This window comes from Duganella sp. HH101, from assembly GCF_001758795.1.
Lineage (GTDB): Bacteria > Pseudomonadota > Gammaproteobacteria > Burkholderiales > Burkholderiaceae_D > Rugamonas > Rugamonas rivuli.
In genome coordinates, this window is record NZ_LRON01000023.1 from 1 (window position 1) to 15,796 (window position 15,796).

The following is a 15,796-nucleotide window of genomic DNA, read 5'->3' on the forward strand; positions in this document are numbered from 1 at the left end:
GACAGCGCAAGGTGATCCCGCTGATCCCGGCGCGGCAGGACGAGGCGCTGCGCGGCGGCGGCGCGGCCGGTTGCGCGGGCGCCACCGGCACCACCGGCGTTCCGGCCTAGGTGCGGCCATGGCCGGCCGCGCGGTGTTCCTGCTGGTGTTCCTGCCGTTCGCGCTGGGCCATTATCTGTCTAGCCTGATGCGCACCGTGAACGCGACGCTGGCGCCGCAGCTGATGGCGGCGCTGGCGCTGACCCCGGGCCAGCTTGGCTTGCTCACCAGCGCCTTCTTCCTGGCGTTCGCGCTGGCGCAGCTGCCGGTCGGCATGGCGCTGGACCGCTGGGGCCCGGCGCGGGTGCAGCCGCCTATGCTGCTGCTGGCGGCGGTCGGCGCGCTGGCTTTCTCCGGCGGCCACGATTTCACCCAGCTGCTGGTGGCGCGCGCGCTGATCGGCCTGGGGCTGGGCGGCTGCTTCATGTCGGCGGTGAAGGCGCTGGCCACCTGGGTCGCGCCGGCGCGGCTGCCTTCGGTGCAGGGCTATCTGATCGCGGCCGGCGGGCTGGGCGCGGCGTCGGCCACCTTGCCGGTGCGGCTGGCGCTGCAGTACACGGACTGGCGCGGCCTGTTCGTCGGCCTGGCGGCGGCGGCGGTCGGCATCGGCCTGTTGATACGCGTGCTGGCGCCGGCCGCGCCGCCCGCCAGCATCCGGCCGGCCGCCGCTGCCGCTGCTTCTGCGCCGCCGGCCGCGCTGGCGGTGCTGCGCGAGGTGATGCGCCATCCGGCCTTCCGCGAAGTGGCGCGGCTGGTGCTGGTGCCGCACATGGTGTTCTTCGGCATACAGGGCTTGTGGATCAGCCGCTGGCTGACCGACGTCGCCGGCTATACGGAGCAGGGCGTGGCTTACCTGCTGTATCTCAGCATGGCGGCGGTGATCTTCGGCGCCATCGCGGTCGGCATGCTGACCGAGTGGGCCGGGCGGCGCGGCATAGAACCGATCCGCGTGGCGGCGGCCGGGGTGGCGCTGTTCGTGCTGGTGCAACTGGGCTTTGTGCTCAACTGGCGGCCCAGCTACCAGCTGCTGTCGGTGTTGTTCACGCTGATCGGCACCATCACCGGCATCGAGTACGCCATCGTCGCGCAAAGCCTGCCGGCCACGCTGACGGGGCGCGGCGCCACCTGTTTGAACCTGCTGATCTTCCTCGGCGCGTTCGCGGTGCAGGCGGGCTTCGGGCTGCTGGTGGGCTGCTGGCGGCCCAACGTGCTGCAGCAGTATCCTGCCCAGGCCTATCAGGTGGCGTTCGCGGTGCTGGTGCTGCTGCAGCTGCGGGGACTGTTGTTATTCGCGCGCGGGCGCTGGGGCCGGGCGGCGCAATCCGGTAAAATCGAACACCAATCCGGCAGCCCGGCAACCAGCCCCTCGATTACGCCATGACTTCTACACACCCGGTCTTCGTTTCCCTGCCGTCCGCCTGGCAGGAGTGGATCATGGATAACCTGGACCGCGCCTGCAACCCGCTCGACATGGCCAACAGCATGGCCGGTTCCGGCCAGCACAGCATGGCGGTGGCGCGCGCCGCCATCGACGAGGCGCTGGCGATGCGCGCCGGCGCCGCTGCCGCCGCAGCGCCGCAGGCCAGCGTGTTCGTGGCGCCGCAGCAGATGCCGTATATCGACCTGGAACGCAACCTGGTGGCGGCGCCCGACCGCGTGGCGGAAGTGCTGTTCGTGCTGAAGCAGCCGCAGATCATCCTGCTGGGGAATGTGCTCAGCGACGAGGAGTGCGACGCCATCATCGCCCATTGCGGCACGCGCTACACGCGCTCCACCGTCACCGGCGAGGCCGACGGATCGAGCATGGTGCACGAGGGCCGCACCAGCGAGATGGCCTTCATCCAGCGTGGCGAGGCCGAGGTGGCCGAGCGCATCGAACGGCGCCTGGCGGCGCTGGCGCACTGGCCGGCCGAGTGCAGCGAACCGTTCCAGCTGCAGAAGTACGACGCCACGCAGGAGTACCGGCCGCACTACGACTGGCTGGACCCGGACAGCAGCGGCCACCGCAGCCACCTGGCGCGCGGCGGCCAACGGCTGGCCACCTTCATCCTCTACCTGAGCGATGTGGAGCAGGGCGGCGGCACGGTGTTCCCCGGCCTGGGGCTGGAGGTGTATCCGAAGAAGGGCAGTGCGCTGTGGTTCCTCAATACCGACATCAACCACCAGCCGGACAAGCGCACGCTGCACGGCGGCGCTCCGGTGGTCAGCGGCACCAAGATCATCGCCAACAAATGGCTGAGGCAAGGGCGCTACGGTTAGAATGGCGGGCATCGGCATAAACATTGCCACCGCTTTTAACCAAGGAACCCCCATGAGACTCGTTCGTTACGGCCGTCCCGGCAAAGAAAAACCAGGCCTGATCGATGACGAAGGCAAGCTGCGCGACCTGTCCGGCGTGATCGCCGACATCGACGCGGCGCAGCTGGCGCCGAAGGCGCTGCGCAAGCTGGAAAAAATCCCGCACGCCTCGCTGCCGCTGGTGCGCGGCAATCCGCGCTACGGCGTGCCGCTCGCGCGCGTCGGCAAATTCATCGGCATCGGCCTCAATTACTCGGACCACGCGGCCGAAGCGGGCATGCCGATTCCGAAGGAGCCCATCGTCTTCATGAAGGCGATTTCCTGCCTGTCCGGCCCGGACGATCCCATCATGCTGCCGCAAGGCTCGAAGAAGACCGACTGGGAAGTGGAACTGGGCGTGGTGATCGGCACCCGCGCGCAGTACGTCAGCGAAGAGGATGCGCTCAAGTACGTGGCCGGCTATTGCGTGGTCAACGACGTGTCGGAGCGCTCGTTCCAGCTGGAGCGCGGCCCGCAGTGGGACAAGGGCAAGGGTTGCGACACCTTCGGCCCGGTCGGCCCATGGCTGGTGACGCAGGAAGACATCTACGACGTGCAGAAACTGGACCTGTACCTGGAGATGAACGGCAAGCGCATGCAGACCGGCTGCACCGACACCATGATTTTCTCGGTGGCGCAAATCGTCAGCTATCTGTCGAAGTTCATGACGCTGGAGCCGGGCGACGTGATCGCCACCGGCACGCCGCCGGGCGTGGGCCAGGGCCGCAAGCCGCAGCGCTTCCTGAAGAAGGGCGACGTCCTGCGGCTGGGCATCGCCGGCCTGGGCGAGCAGCAGCAGGACGTCATCGCCTGGACTGCGCCGAAGTAATCGCGGCGTAGCTAGGTCACGCTGGCCAGCGCCCGCGCCAGGGCGTCGGCCAGGCGGCTGGTGATCTCCGCCAGTTCCGCCTCGGTAGCGATGAAGGGCGGCGCCAGCAGGATATGGTCGCCGCGCCGGCCGTCGATGGTGCCGCCCATCGGATACACCATCAGGCCGCGCGCCATGGCCTGTTCCTTGACCGCCGCGTGCAGCTGGCAGGCCGGATCGAAGGGCCGCTTGCTGTCGCGATCCCGCACCAGCTCCAGCGCCAGCAGCATGCCGCGCCCGCGTATGTCGCCCACATGCGGATGGTTGCCGAAGGCCTCGCGCAGCATGCGGCGGAAGGCGGCGCCGCGCACCGTGACTGCGCCCAGCAGACAATCCCTCTGTATCACCTTCTGCACCGCCAGCGCGGCCGCCGCAGCCACCGGGTGGCCCATGTAGGTGTGGCCGTGCTGGAAGGCGCCGCTGCCCTCGCGCAGGCGCTGCACCACATGCTCGCGCGCCAGCACCGCGCCTATCGGCTGATAGCCGGCGCCCAGCCCCTTGCCCAGCACCACCAGGTCCGGCAGCACGCCTTCCTGTTCGAACGCGTAAAGCGTGCCGGTGCGGCCCATGCCGCACATGACTTCATCGAGTATCAGCAGCAGGCCGTATTGGTCGCACAAGCGGCGCACGCCACGGAAGTAGCCGGGCGTGGGCGGCAGCGCGCCGGCGGTCGCGCCGACCACGGTTTCGGCGACGAAGCCGATCAGGTTTTCCGGGCCTTGCTGGAGGATGGTCGCCTCCAGTTCGGCCAGCAGGGCGGCGGTGTAGTCTTCTGTGCTCTGGCCTTCTGCGCGGTCGCGGTATTCGTAGCAGGGGGCGACGCGCGGCACCTGGATCAGCAGCGGCTCGAACGGACGGCGGCGCCATTCGTTGCCGCCGATGGCCAGCGCGCCCAGCGTGTTGCCGTGATAGCTCTGGCGCCGCGCGATGAACAGGCTGCGCTTGGGCTGGCCCGCCTCGACGCAGTACTGGCGGGCCAGCTTGAGCGCGGTCTCCATCGCCTCCGAGCCGCCCGAGACCAGGTAGACGTGATCGAGGTCGCCGGGGGCGTCGTTGGCCAGGCGGGTCGCCAGTTCCTCGGCGGCGTCGCAGCTGAAGAAGGCGGTGTGGGCGTAGGCGTTGCGGTCGATCTGGGCGTGCATGGCGGCCAGCACGTCGGGATGGGCGTGACCCAGCGAGGAGACGGCGGCGCCGCCGCTGGCATCGAGATAGCTGCGGCCCTGGCTGTCGCGCACGGTCAGGCCGGCGGCGCTGACGGCCAGCGGCGGCGCGCGGCGCAGGTTGCGGTGGATGATGTGGCTCATGGCGTCCTTTCGGTCAGGGATGACGAAGAGCAGACGATAGCCGCGATCGGTTCGCGGCCTGTTGATCTATGCCTCGCCATGAGCGATTAATGTGCGCTTTACAGCGCTGGCAATTCAGGCAGCGGCGCTTGCAGTGGGACGCCGCCGCCAGCCGGACCGGCTGCGCTGCTGTTGTTGTCGACCACCTGCAGCAGCGTCATCAGCTTCTGGAAATCGTTCGACCACGGGGTGTTGTTATCCGCCGTCACTCTGAACGGAGTTTTGAAGTCGTTTTGCACCTGTTCCAGCACTGAACCGTCCGGTCCGCTCTGAACGGACAAGTCATAGCCCGGGCCGCCCGTGTCGTCGACAATATAGGCGCCATAGTTCTGCAGAGTCCAGGCAATTTGATGGCCCAGGTCGCTCAACTTCAGTTGGTCGATATCCACCGAAGCCGGAATCGCCAGCAAGGCACCCATGCGCATGGCGCGGTTGCTTCCCGGGCCCATCGTGCCATACTTTTCCATGGCATAGCGATCAGCCTTGGTGGCCGGCCAGCGATAGCACTCTGTCGCGTTGGTCAGACCGCAACGGAACAGGAACTGCTTGGCGTCCAGGTTCAGCTTTAGCGCATGGCGCGGCCCCTGGAGGCTGAAGGGAACCAGCTCCCCGACCCGGATCGACCCGCCGAAGGAGGACAGGCCGGAACCTCCATGGGCGCCCGTAATGCCAGGTCCATACAGGTCCACGGGATCCACGGCGACGCCGGCGGTGGCATAGCCGCCGGCGGTACAGCGCGCCATGGGCTGTGCCTGGATCAGGGTTCGGTTGTCCGGCATCAGGAAGTTGCCGGTGTTATTGCCGCCGCTGTTGGGAACGACAAAGTCATCGGGCATCGGCACCTTGGCCACCACGCCGTCGGGTATCCAGCTGGGCCAGGTGCTGCTTGCGCTGCAGCGATCCCGGCCTTCCCATCCTGCGTCGCTGTAACGCACCACTTGCAGCGGCGCGCTGGGCCGCAGCACGATCATCTCATTGTCTACCGCCGGCACCGACGTATTGGTTGTGGTTCCCGGATTGCCCGGCAAATTGGCAGGGACATAGAGCGCGCCGGTGCCTATCGAGCGGTTCCAGATACTGCTGCTGGCAAATGGCTGTTTGAGCGGGTCGCGCGCCAGCACGGGGTTGTTGTTGTTCATGATATGCGTGACCGCCGCCGTTGGCTCCACTGTCGTGGGGTTATGCACCACCCGAGCGACGATATGCAGCGAGGCAGGCGCCCCCAGCACCGAGCGCGCAATCACCCAGGTCGCGGTGTGCGTGCCATCCGGATTATCCTGGTTGCTATAGCTGACCTTTCCCACTTGACTCCACAGCCAGGGGTTGCTTGGCTGTCCGGTGTAACGGGACAGCACGCTGTCGTTGACTTGAAAATCCCCGCCGATGCCGCCTGTCGGGTAGCCGGTGGCGGCATTGCTGTCGGTGTCCAGGAACAGTTGACGCGTGGTGGGCGAGCCACTGTAGGTCACTTGATAAGTCACCGTGGTGGTGTCGTTGCTCTTTGCGCTGAGGATGATCGAAGCCTGCGCCGACAGGGGCAGTGCCAGCGGCAGCGCGAACGCGCAGACAGGCAATATCCGGCACGCACCGCGGATGAAAGGGAAACGAGTCATGGGTATCTTTCAGTGTAATGCCGCATCGGCGTTCCCGGCCATCGCTCCGATGCGGGCGGCCGTAGCAATGCGGACAACAATGATAACCTGATAATTATAAAATAATTATCATTTAAATTTCTGCATCAAGCCTGGCGGTCGATGACTCGTCAAACGCGGTCCCGACCAGCTGCGATATCATCGAAGCACGACAACATTGAAGAGATCACCATGAACGACCGGCTTCCTCCAATCGGATTCGAAAAACTCAGTGCCTCCCAGCAGGTGGCGGCGCAGGCCGTGATCGACGGCCCGCGCGGCGCCTTGTACGGGCCGTTCGTGCCGCTGATCCGCAGCCCGGAGCTGATGTCGGCCGCGCAGAAGATGGGCGAGTACCTGCGCTACCGCAGCGCCATCGGCACGCGGCTGACGGAGCTGGCGATCCTGGTGACGGCGCGGCAGTGGAGCCAGCAGGTGGAGTGGGCGATCCACGAGCCGATCGCGCGCCAGTACGGCATTGCGGACGACGTGATCGCGGCGGTGGCGGCGCGGCGCCGGCCCGAGAACATGGCGGACGACGAGGCGCTGGTGCACGACTTCTGCGTGCAGCTGCACCGGCAGCAGCGGGTCGACGACGCCATCTACGCGGCGGCGTTGGCGGCCTTCGGCGAGCACGGGGTGGTCGACCTGATGGGCATCAACGGCTACTACACCTTCCTGGCGATGGTGATGAACGCGGCGCAGACGGCGGTGCCGGCGTCGCCGGCCGCGCCGCTGCCGGATTTGCCACTATAAAACGCTGTTCATCGATGCGGGGTCGGGTGAGTTCGTCAAGATGGATATGCGACAGGTGCAGTGATGCAGAATCTGGAGCAGGTGCTGCTGGCGCTGGCGAGCAAACATGGCCCGCGCGGCATACTGGTCGATACCAATGTATTGCTGCTCTATTTGTTTGGACGATACCAGCCAACGGCGGTGGATATGCGAGACGCTGCAGGAACCGTGTAGTTCCTGCAGTGTTGCGAGAATCAGGCCAGCACTTTTTTCAGCCAGGCGCTGATGTGGACGACTTCTTCCTGGCACAGCGAGTGCTGCATCGGGTAGTCGTGCCATTCGACGCTGTAGCCCAGTTGCTTGAGCAGGTCGCGCGACTGTTCGGCGCGGGCCACCGGGATCACCGGGTCCATGCGGCCGTGCACCATGAAGATCGGCGTCGCCAGGCTGGCCGGCGTGTGCTCGGCGGCTGCCTTGTCGGCAATCGGCACGTAGCCGGACAGGCACATCAGGCCTGCCAGTTTTTCCTGCTGGCGCATGCCGGTTTGCAAGGTCATCGCGCAGCCCTGCGAGAAGCCTGCCAGGATGATGCGCTCGGCCGGGATGCCGCGCGCTTTCTCGCGCTCGATCAGCGCCTCCACCTTGGCTTGCGAGGCGCGCAGGCCCGCTTCGTCTTCCTGGCGACCGAGGTCGGTGGCGACGATGTCGTACCAGGCGCGCATCACATAGCCGCCGTTGATGGTGACGGGCATGGTGTCGGCGTTGGGGAACACGAAGCGGATCGCCGGCAGGCCGCGCAGGTCCAGCTCGTGCAGCATGGGCACGAAGTCGTTGGCGTCGGCGCCCAGGCCGTGCATCCAGATGATGGCCACGCTCGGGTTGGCGCCGGTTTCTTTTTCGATGGTTTGCAACAGGGTGCTCATGGGCGTCCTCAGGGTAGTGGGCGTAGCGCGGATTTGGGGCGGAAGGCCTTGCACACGGCCGGATCGGTTTCCATGTAGGGACCGCCGATCAGGTCGACGCAATACGGCACGGCGGCGAAGATGCCGCCCACCAGCGTGGCGCCGTCGGCGTCCTTCAGGCCGCCCAGCGTCTCGGCGATGGCCTTGGGTTGGCCCGGCAGGTTCAGGATCAGCGCCGCGTGGTCGGCGATTTCGCGCAGCACGGCAGTCTGGCGCGACAGGATGGCGGTCGGCACGAAGTGCAGGCTGATCTGGCGCATCTGTTCGCCGAAACCGGGCATTTCGCGGGTGCCGACGGCGATGGTCGCCTCCGGCGTGACATCGCGCCGGGCCGGGCCGGTGCCGCCGGTGGTCAGCACCAGGTGGCAGCGGGCGGTGTCGACCAGCTCGGTCAGGGTGGCTTCGATCTGCGCCCGGTCGTCGGCGATCAGGCGGGTTTCAAGGCGATAGGGGGTGGTCAGGGCGCGCGCCAGCCAGTCCTGCAGGGCGGGGACGCCCAGGTCCTGGTAGACGCCGCCGCTGGCGCGGTCCGAGACCGACACCAGGCCGATGACCAGCACCGGCTCGGCCGCAGTGCTGCTGTTACTCGTCATCGGACTCGCTGTCGTCGTCTTGCTCGTCGCCGTCGGCGGCCGGCTTGTTCTTCTTGGCGTCGATTTGCTTGAGGATCTGGAAGATCTCGCGGTAAGCCTTGGGCGGCTTGTTCTCCGCCTGTTCCTTGCGGGCGTTGCGGATCAGGGTGCGCAGCTGCTGCACGTCCAGTTCCGGGTTTTCTTCCAGCAGCGTGGTCAGCGCCTTGTCGTCGACCAGCAGCTTGTCGCGGCGACGCTCCAGCGCATGCATGGCGGCCGTCTCCGACTTGGAAGCGCCTTTCCAGCTGTCGATGGTTTTCTGGATCACGGCCACTTCGGCCTCGTCGAGGGAGCGCATCTTCTTGCCGACGAACTGCATCTGGCGGCGGCGGCCCTCGTGGTTGGTGATGCTCTGGCAGGCGAGGATGGCGTCCATCACGTCCTCCGGCATCGGCACGCGCTTGACGCGGTCGCGCGGCGCCTCGACCAGGGTCTCGCCCATTTTTTGCAGGGCGTCGGACTGGCGTTTGAGCTCGGTTTTAGACGGGCGCTCGTACTCTTGTTCGAATTCGGTGGAGCTGAAGCCAACGGCTCCGCGGTTGGGATTTACCATAATATTAACTTTCGGTTCGGCACGTGGCCGCACCTGTAAACTGTAAACGACTGCTATGATACCTGTTTTAGCGGCCACCCGAAGATTACAGCCCATGAGCGATACCCATTTTACCCACACCCAGGACCAGTTGAAGCAGCTCGCACGCGATGTGCTGGCCTTCGCCAAGGAGCAGGGCGGCACAGATTGCGCCGTCGAAATCAGCGAAGGCAGCGGCCTGTCGGTGTCGGTACGCAAGAGCAAGATCGAGACCATCGAGCAAAACAAGGACAAGGGCATGGGGGTGACGGTGTTCATCGGCCAGCGCCGGGGCAACGCCAGCACGTCGGACTTTTCGCCGGCCGCGCTGAAGGCGACGGTGGAGGCGGCCTACAACATCGCCCGTTTCACCTCGGACGACGATTGCGCCCGACGCCGACCAGCTAGAACTGGCGCCGCGCGACCTGAAACTGTTTTACCCGTGGGACATCAGCACCGCCGACGCGGTGGCGCTGGCCCAGCGCGCCGAGGCGGCCGGCTTTGAGGTCGATCCGCGCGTGACCAACTCCGAAGGCGCCGGCGTGCATGTGCAGCAGTCGCACTTCGTCGCGGCCAACTCGCGCGGCTTCATCGGCGGCTATCCGTACTCGCGCCACACGCTGTCGGTGGCCATGATCGCCGGCAAGGGCTCGAAGATGCAGCGCGACGACTGGTACACCTCGGTGCGCGACGCCAAGAAGATGTCGTCGCCGGAAGCGATCGGGCGCTACGCCGCCGAGCGCGCGCTGGCCCGCCTGAACGCGCGCACCATCGACACCCGCACCTGCCCGGTGCTGTTCGAGGCGCCGCTGGCGGCCGGACTGCTGGGCGCCTTCGTGCAGGCGACCTCGGGTGGCGCGCTGTACCGCAAGTCCAGCTTCCTGCTCGATTCGCTGGGCAAGCAGGTGCTGCCGAAACATATACAGATCAAGGAAGACCCGCATGTGGTCGGCGGCGTCGGCTCGGCGCCGTTCGACGAGGAAGGCGTGCGCACCGTCAAGCGCGACGTGGTCAAGGATGGCGTGGTGCAGGGCTATTTCCTGTCGACCTATTCAGCCCGCAAGCTGGGCATGAAGACCACCGGCAACGCCGGCGGCTCGCACAACCTGTCGCTGACCTCGTCGCTGACGAAGAAGGGCGACGACTTCGCCGCCATGCTGCGCAAGATGGGCACCGGCCTGCTGGTCACTGAGCTGATGGGCCAGGGCACCAACTACGTGACCGGCGACTACTCGCGCGGCGCGTCGGGCTACTGGGTCGAGAATGGCGTGATCCAGTATCCGGTGGAGGAGATCACCATCGCCGGCAATATGAAGGACATGCTGGCGCAGATCGTCGCCGTCGGCGCGGACGTGCTGGTGCGCGGCACCAAGCAGACCGGCTCCATCCTGATCGAGAACATGGTGGTGGCCGGCGGCTAAGTCCCGCCGCGCGGTCCATGCCTGCCGCAACGGCCGCCCTCGGGCGGCCGTTGTTGTTTCCGCGCCTTCATTTGCACAGGGGGCTCGACGGCACTCCGCAGGAAATCAGGCGGCCGACGTCGGGGTTGGCGAGGTAGTTCTCGTGGGCGTAGTCGGGGCGCTCCAGCAGGCCGAAGTAGGTGGGCGCGTTGGAGACCAGGATGTTGTAGACGGTGACGCCCTGGCCCGCATATTTTTCCGTCTGCAGCGTGTACGACAGCAGGTCGTTGGGATCGGTGAACGCCACCAGCGTCAGGCGCTGGTCGGCTGCCGGCGCCTCCCTGCGCGCCAGGCGCTGTTGCAGCAGCAGTTGCAGGCTGTCCGGTGCGGCAGGCGCCAGCAAGGACGTGGCGATCTGCTGGTCGGCCAGCGACAGCAGCGGAATCTGGTTGGCCGTCATCATCAGCAGGCGCAGGCGGTCCACCGCCTGCTGCGCCGCCAGCGCCGCGCGCGATCCGGGCGCCTCCGCCGTCATGCGCAGCAGGGTGTCGAACAGGATCTTGCTGCCCATGCTGTCGGAAATGACCACCAGCGGCACGCCGGGCGCGCTGTCGGCGGCGCCCAGCACCTGCAGGATGGCGTCGCGCATGCGGCGCTGCATGTCGTCGCGCGCCACGCCCTGATAGACCAGCGCATCGGACAGGCAGTCGTCGAGCAGGCCATCCTTGAAGCGGGCGTTGAGGCTGGCGCGGGTCGGCGTGAACGGCGGCGCACCGTCGCAGATGGACGACTTGTTGGTCTGGTCATAGCACAGCTGGCGCTTGAGCTCGGTGGTCAGCGGCGACCAGATCAGCGCGTCGAAACGCAGGCGGCCGGCCGGCGTGTCGGCGCTGGACGAGACGATCTGCACCTGCGGGCCTGCGGCGGCCTTGAGCGCTGCCGGGCCGGCGGCGACGCCCAGCGATTGCATCAGCTGGCCCACCACCGCGCCGGCCCAGCTGGCGTCGTGCGTGCAGATGCCGTGCACCAGCAGCACGTCGGCGGTCTTGCCGTTGGCGCGGGCGGCCAGGTCGATCAGGCCGGGGAAGGTGGTGCCCGCGTCCAGGAGCTGCGGCGGGCGGTAGGGTGTGCTGCAGGCGCACAACATCAGCACAATCATCAATAGTGTGCGGCGTATCCAAGTCAGGGTATTCATGCTGAACCTCCAGAAGCGGCGCGTGGGTGCGCCGGTGAGGTCCAGTGTATTTTCCCCTGCGGCGGCGACCTTGTCGCGCCGCAGGGAAGGGCCCGGCTAAGGCCTTACTGCTGTGCCAGCAGCGATTGCAGCACCGGCTGCAACACTGCCTTGCCCAGCTCGGCGCTGCGGGCGCCGTTCCAGCCGGTATCCGGATCCGGATCGTTGGCGTTGTCCTTGAATGGCATCTCCAGCGTCAGCGACAGGCAGCCGAAGGCGTGGGTGATGTGAGGCGAGCCCATGGTCAGGGTTTCGTCGGTGTACGGCGTTTCGCCGTAGCCGTAGTCGTCCTGGAAGTCCGGGCTGGCGATCAGGAAATTGTCGATGAAGTATTGCTGCGCTTCTTCCTGGTCCGGCGTGAAGGTCGGCAGCGACTCGCTGCCGGCCACGAACACGTATGGCAAGCCTTCGTCGCCGTGGATGTCCAGGCACAGGTCGCAGCCCACTTCCAGCATCTTGTTCTTGACCAGGAACACTTCCGGGCTGCGCTCCATGGTCGGGTTCAGCCATTCGCGGTTCAGGTTGGCGCCGGCGGCGTTGGTGCGCAGGTTGCCGCGCACCGAGCCGTCCGGGTTCATGTTCGGCACCACGTAGAACACGGCTTCCTTCAGGCACTGGCGGCCGAAAGGATTGGCCGGGTCCAGCAGCGCTTCGACCATGCCTTCGACAAACCATTCGGCCATCGTCTCGCCCGGGTGTTGGCGGGCGATGACCCAGACCTTCTGCTCCGCTTCAGGATCGCCGATCACCAGCATATTCAGGTCGCGGCCGTCGATGGTGCTGCCCAGGTCGACCAGCTTGACCAGCGGCGACAGTTGGGCGTTGTCCAGCAGCGACAGGTGGCGTTCCCACGAGTACGGCTCGAAATAGGCGTAGTAGACGCTGTCGTATTCCGGCGTGTGGTTGATGGTCATCACCGTGCCGTCGTAGGTGGTCGGCACGCGGAACCAGTTGTCGCGGTCGTAGCTGGCGACGGCCTGGTAGTCTTTCCAGCCATCCGGGTAGGCGGCGGTGCCGGCGTTGAGGAAGCGCAGCGCCAGCGGCGTGCCTTGCGCGCCCTGGACGCGGAAGTAAAACCATTGGGTGATGTCGGCGTGCGAGTCCTTGCGGATGTTCAGGTCGATGGCGGCCGGATCGTCGGCACGCAAGACCTCGATGGCGCCGGCGTCGAATTGCTGGCTGATTTTGATAGACATGGCGGAATCCCGGTAAATTCTATGTAAGAAGTTGGTGTGCACTTGTGGCGCAGTGCCGACATGATACAGGCTCGCGCCAACCCCGGGGTCAAGTCTGACATTTGGACACGCTCTCAGCCGTAGCGGCCGCTACGGCTGAGAGCGTGTCCAAATGTCAGACTTGACCCCGCCGTTCGAGCCTGCGCCAGCGCAATGCCCGCCATGCCGGCTTTGCTAAGTTGAGGGGGCTGCCGCAGGAGTACAATCCCCATGACCCCCACGCTGTTTCGCCAGGCCGGCTTTCGGTACTTCTTTTTCTCGCGCGAGGAAACCCGGATGTACGTTCACGTGTCTCACCCGGATGGCACGGCGAAATTCTGGCTGGAGCCGGAGGTCGCGCTGGCATGGCACACAGGCTTGTCGGCGCAGCAGTTGCAAACGGCGGCGCGGTTTGTCGCCGCGCACCAACAGGAGATGCAAAATGTCTGGCGCACCTATTTCACGCATTGAGCGTCCGTTCGAGGTCCGCATTATCGACATTGCCGCGCACGGCTTCTGGGTCGATCTGGGTAACGAAAAGCTGTATGCCGCCTATGCGGATTTCCCTTGGTTCGTCGGTGCCACGCGGGCGCAACTGGACGATGTGCAACGTCCCAGCACCGATCACCTGTACTGGCCGGCGCTCGATATCGACCTGTCGATCGCCTCGCTGCGCGACCCGGCGGCCTTCCCGCTGGTCGCCGCAGTGACGCCCGCCGCCCGCTAGGTCAGGCCGCCGAAGCGGTCGAAGAAAGCGGGTTCGGCGGCGGGAGCGGCGGGGTCTTCGCGGCGCAGGGTGGCGTCGATGTGTTGCTCGGCCGCCGCGTAGACGGCCAGGTAGATGGTGCGCGCCAGTTCGTAGGCCAGCGCGCCCGGCCACGGCGTCGGCAGCAGCTCGACCGGCAATTGCGGATCGTGCAGCTGCACCCGGCGGTAAGCGTGGATCAGCAGCGTGCGCACCACGAAGGCTTGCTGCGGCGTCAATGCCTCTGCCGCGTCAGCGGTCGCAGCGGCGGACTTCAGCGCCGCCAGCAACGGCTCGAACTGCGCGATGAACTGGTCATAGCCCTGGGCCACGCCGCTCAAATCCCAGCCGTCGGCCACCAGCTCGCTCAGCGGCCGCCCGCTTACCTGGCGCATGGCCTTGCCCTGCACCACGAACAGCTTGCCCGCCACCCCCAGCCGCTTGAGCAGCTCGTCGAGCGCCGGGCCGTCGGCCGCCGGATGGCCCATGATGCCGGGCGCGATCACGCTATAGCCTTCCCACAGCAACTCCTTGCGCACCGCGCTGCGCTCGGCCGCGTCGAGCGCGCCGTCGCCGTTGAGTATCAGCGTCCAGCTGCCGTCCCAGTGCACATTGAGCGGCGCGTAGATGCGGCGGTAGGCATGCACGAAGCGCGCCATCGCCGGCGGCGTGATCGCATACGAACTGCGGCGGCCGTCGCGCTGGGCACCCAGCCAGCCTTCCTGCGCCAGCCGGAACACGGCGGTGCGCAGCAGCCGGTCGTTGACCCCGAAAGGCGCCAGCAGCTCGATCAGGCTGCCCAGCCACACCATGCCGCCGTGCGGCACGATGGCGTCGCCGAAGATCGTCACCACCAGCGACTTCGAACGGGGCGGGTCGCTGGCCAGGAATCCGGCTATCCAGTCGTTGCAATTCATGAGCAGGAATCTCTCTTTCTATACACACACAAACAAGAGTTTACTTTGCCTGACCATCGGCGCAGCATTTATTTCGCGGCTCTTGCCGATGGGATACTGATTTATGATCTGAGTCAAAAAAAACGTAGTCAAACAAAAATATGTATCGTATTATCCATCTACTAGCGATGAGGAGACAGCGATGTATGCACAAATGGTGGACACGGGCCTGAGCACGGTCCGCACGGCGGACGACATGGCCGACGACGAGCGCGCCTTCCAGGCCCGCATCGATGATGGCGTCAAGATCGAGGCCAAGGACTGGATGCCGGACGCCTATCGCAAGACGCTGATACGGCAGATCTCCCAGCACGCCCACTCGGAAATCGTCGGCCAGCTGCCCGAGGGCAACTGGGTGACGCGCGCCCCTACCCTGAAACGCAAATCCATCCTGCTGGCCAAGATCCAGGACGAGGCCGGCCACGGCCTGTACCTGTACAGCGCCGCAGAAACGCTGGGCGTGTCGCGCGACGAGCTGCTGGCCGCCCTGCACAGCGGCAAGGCCAAGTACTCCAGCATCTTCAACTACCCAACGTTGTCGTGGGCCGACATGGGCGCGATCGGCTGGCTGGTGGACGGCTCTGCCATCATCAACCAGATCCCGCTGTGCCGCTGCTCCTACGGCCCGTACGCGCGCGCCATGATCCGCGTCTGCAAGGAAGAATCCTTCCACGCCCGCCAGGGCTACGACATCATGATGGCGCTGGCCAAGGGCACGCCCGAGCAGAAGGCCATGGCCCAGGATGCGCTCAACCGCTGGTGGTGGCCGTCGCTGATGATGTTCGGCCCGTCCGACGCGGAATCGGTCAACAGCGCGCAGTCGGCGCAATGGCGCATCAAACTGTTCTCCAACGACGAGCTGCGCCAGCGCATGGTCGACCAGACCGTGCCCCAGGCCGAGTACCTGGGCCTGACCGTGCCCGATCCGGACCTGAAGTTCAACGCAGAAACCGGCCACTACGAATTCGGCGCCATCGACTGGAGCGAGTTCCACAACGTATTGAAGGGCAACGGCCCGTGCAACCGCGAGCGCCTGCGCACCCGCGTCAAGGCATGGGAAGACGGCGCCTGGTTCCGCGAAGCGCTGGTCGCGCACGCCGACAAACACGCCACCGCCAAGGCAGCATAA

Annotated in this window: 16 protein-coding genes and 1 pseudogene; 9 read left to right on the plus strand and 8 right to left on the minus strand. The window is 66.2% G+C overall.

What is annotated here, in order from left to right:
• The first annotated feature begins 118 nt into the window (after positions 1–118).
• The 3 genes from DUGA2_RS26595 to DUGA2_RS26605 are packed head-to-tail and all read left to right on the plus strand — an operon-like array spanning position 119 to position 3,205.
• The gene (locus tag DUGA2_RS26595; protein ID WP_070272416.1) at positions 119–1,420 is read left to right on the plus strand and encodes an MFS transporter; all 1,302 of its coding nucleotides are present in this window, start codon (positions 119–121) and stop codon (positions 1,418–1,420) included.
• Positions 1,417–2,298, plus strand: coding sequence for a 2OG-Fe(II) oxygenase (locus DUGA2_RS26600; RefSeq protein WP_070272417.1), 882 nt, complete (start codon positions 1,417–1,419; stop codon positions 2,296–2,298). The genes DUGA2_RS26595 and DUGA2_RS26600 overlap by 4 nt, the downstream gene beginning before the upstream one ends.
• Positions 2,299–2,350: 52 nt before the next feature.
• Positions 2,351–3,205 carry a fumarylacetoacetate hydrolase family protein gene (locus DUGA2_RS26605; RefSeq protein ID WP_070272418.1) on the plus strand — a complete coding sequence of 285 codons (855 nt, stop codon included), beginning with the start codon at positions 2,351–2,353 and terminating at the stop codon, positions 3,203–3,205.
• An 11-nt stretch (positions 3,206–3,216) separates the two neighbouring features.
• Here DUGA2_RS26605 and DUGA2_RS26610 read toward each other — a convergent pair whose 3' ends face one another.
• Positions 3,217–4,548 carry an aspartate aminotransferase family protein gene (locus DUGA2_RS26610; protein WP_070272419.1) on the minus strand — a complete coding sequence of 444 codons (1,332 nt, stop codon included), beginning with the start codon at positions 4,546–4,548 and terminating at the stop codon, positions 3,217–3,219.
• A gap of 98 nt (positions 4,549–4,646) precedes the next feature.
• Complete coding sequence (locus tag DUGA2_RS26615; RefSeq protein ID WP_141753389.1) at positions 4,647–6,200, minus strand: hypothetical protein; 1,554 nt, start codon at positions 6,198–6,200, stop codon at positions 4,647–4,649.
• 210 nt (positions 6,201–6,410) lie between these two features.
• Between DUGA2_RS26615 and DUGA2_RS26620 the strand changes: the two genes are divergently transcribed.
• The gene (locus tag DUGA2_RS26620; protein WP_070272421.1) at positions 6,411–6,974 is read left to right on the plus strand and encodes a carboxymuconolactone decarboxylase family protein; all 564 of its coding nucleotides are present in this window, start codon (positions 6,411–6,413) and stop codon (positions 6,972–6,974) included.
• A gap of 63 nt (positions 6,975–7,037) precedes the next feature.
• Positions 7,038–7,187: a hypothetical protein gene (locus DUGA2_RS34110; protein WP_168167457.1), complete on the plus strand. Its 150-nt coding sequence runs from the start codon at positions 7,038–7,040 to the stop codon at positions 7,185–7,187.
• Positions 7,188–7,207: 20 nt separating this feature from the next.
• Here the strand turns inward: DUGA2_RS34110 and DUGA2_RS26625 are convergent, their stop codons facing one another.
• The 3 genes from DUGA2_RS26625 to yjgA are packed head-to-tail and all read right to left on the minus strand — an operon-like array spanning position 7,208 to position 9,100.
• A complete protein-coding gene (locus DUGA2_RS26625; protein ID WP_008452305.1) occupies positions 7,208–7,876 on the minus strand; it encodes an alpha/beta hydrolase in 669 nt (222 codons plus the stop codon).
• Between the two features lie 8 nt (positions 7,877–7,884).
• Positions 7,885–8,508, minus strand: coding sequence for a molybdopterin adenylyltransferase (mog, locus tag DUGA2_RS26630; protein WP_070272422.1), 624 nt, complete (start codon positions 8,506–8,508; stop codon positions 7,885–7,887).
• Positions 8,498–9,100 carry a ribosome biogenesis factor YjgA gene (gene yjgA / locus DUGA2_RS26635; protein WP_070272423.1) on the minus strand — a complete coding sequence of 201 codons (603 nt, stop codon included), beginning with the start codon at positions 9,098–9,100 and terminating at the stop codon, positions 8,498–8,500. The genes mog and yjgA overlap by 11 nt, the downstream gene beginning before the upstream one ends.
• A 94-nt stretch (positions 9,101–9,194) precedes the next feature.
• Between yjgA and pmbA the strand changes: the two are divergent.
• Positions 9,195–10,539, plus strand: a pseudogene (gene pmbA / locus DUGA2_RS26640) (metalloprotease PmbA).
• A 67-nt stretch (positions 10,540–10,606) separates the two neighbouring features.
• Here the strand turns inward: pmbA and DUGA2_RS26645 are convergent.
• Together DUGA2_RS26645 and DUGA2_RS26650 are read right to left on the minus strand one after the other, a co-directional pair.
• Entirely contained in the window at positions 10,607–11,713 is a 1,107-nt protein-coding gene (locus tag DUGA2_RS26645; protein ID WP_141753390.1) for a hypothetical protein, read from the minus strand.
• Between the two features lie 104 nt (positions 11,714–11,817).
• Positions 11,818–12,948 (minus strand): M14-type cytosolic carboxypeptidase, encoded by a 1,131-nt coding sequence (locus DUGA2_RS26650; RefSeq protein WP_070272425.1) that lies wholly within the window; start codon positions 12,946–12,948, stop codon positions 11,818–11,820.
• A gap of 249 nt (positions 12,949–13,197) precedes the next feature.
• On the opposite strand from DUGA2_RS26650, the gene DUGA2_RS26655 reads away from it, so the two are divergent.
• Both DUGA2_RS26655 and DUGA2_RS26660 read left to right on the plus strand, forming a co-directional pair.
• Entirely contained in the window at positions 13,198–13,437 is a 240-nt protein-coding gene (locus DUGA2_RS26655) for a DUF4160 domain-containing protein (protein WP_070272426.1), read from the plus strand.
• Complete coding sequence (locus tag DUGA2_RS26660) at positions 13,409–13,693, plus strand: DUF2442 domain-containing protein (RefSeq protein ID WP_070272427.1); 285 nt, start codon at positions 13,409–13,411, stop codon at positions 13,691–13,693. Before DUGA2_RS26655 ends, DUGA2_RS26660 begins: the two co-directional genes overlap by 29 nt.
• Here DUGA2_RS26660 and paaX read toward each other — a convergent pair.
• A complete protein-coding gene (gene paaX, locus DUGA2_RS26665; RefSeq protein ID WP_070272428.1) occupies positions 13,690–14,628 on the minus strand; it encodes a phenylacetic acid degradation operon negative regulatory protein PaaX in 939 nt (312 codons plus the stop codon). The two genes, DUGA2_RS26660 and paaX, sit on opposite strands and share 4 nt — an antisense overlap.
• Positions 14,629–14,809: 181 nt before the next feature.
• Here paaX and paaA point away from each other — a divergent pair, with 181 nt between their 5' ends.
• Positions 14,810–15,796, plus strand: a complete 987-nt coding sequence (paaA, locus tag DUGA2_RS26670) for a 1,2-phenylacetyl-CoA epoxidase subunit PaaA (RefSeq protein ID WP_070272429.1) — start codon at positions 14,810–14,812, stop codon at positions 15,794–15,796.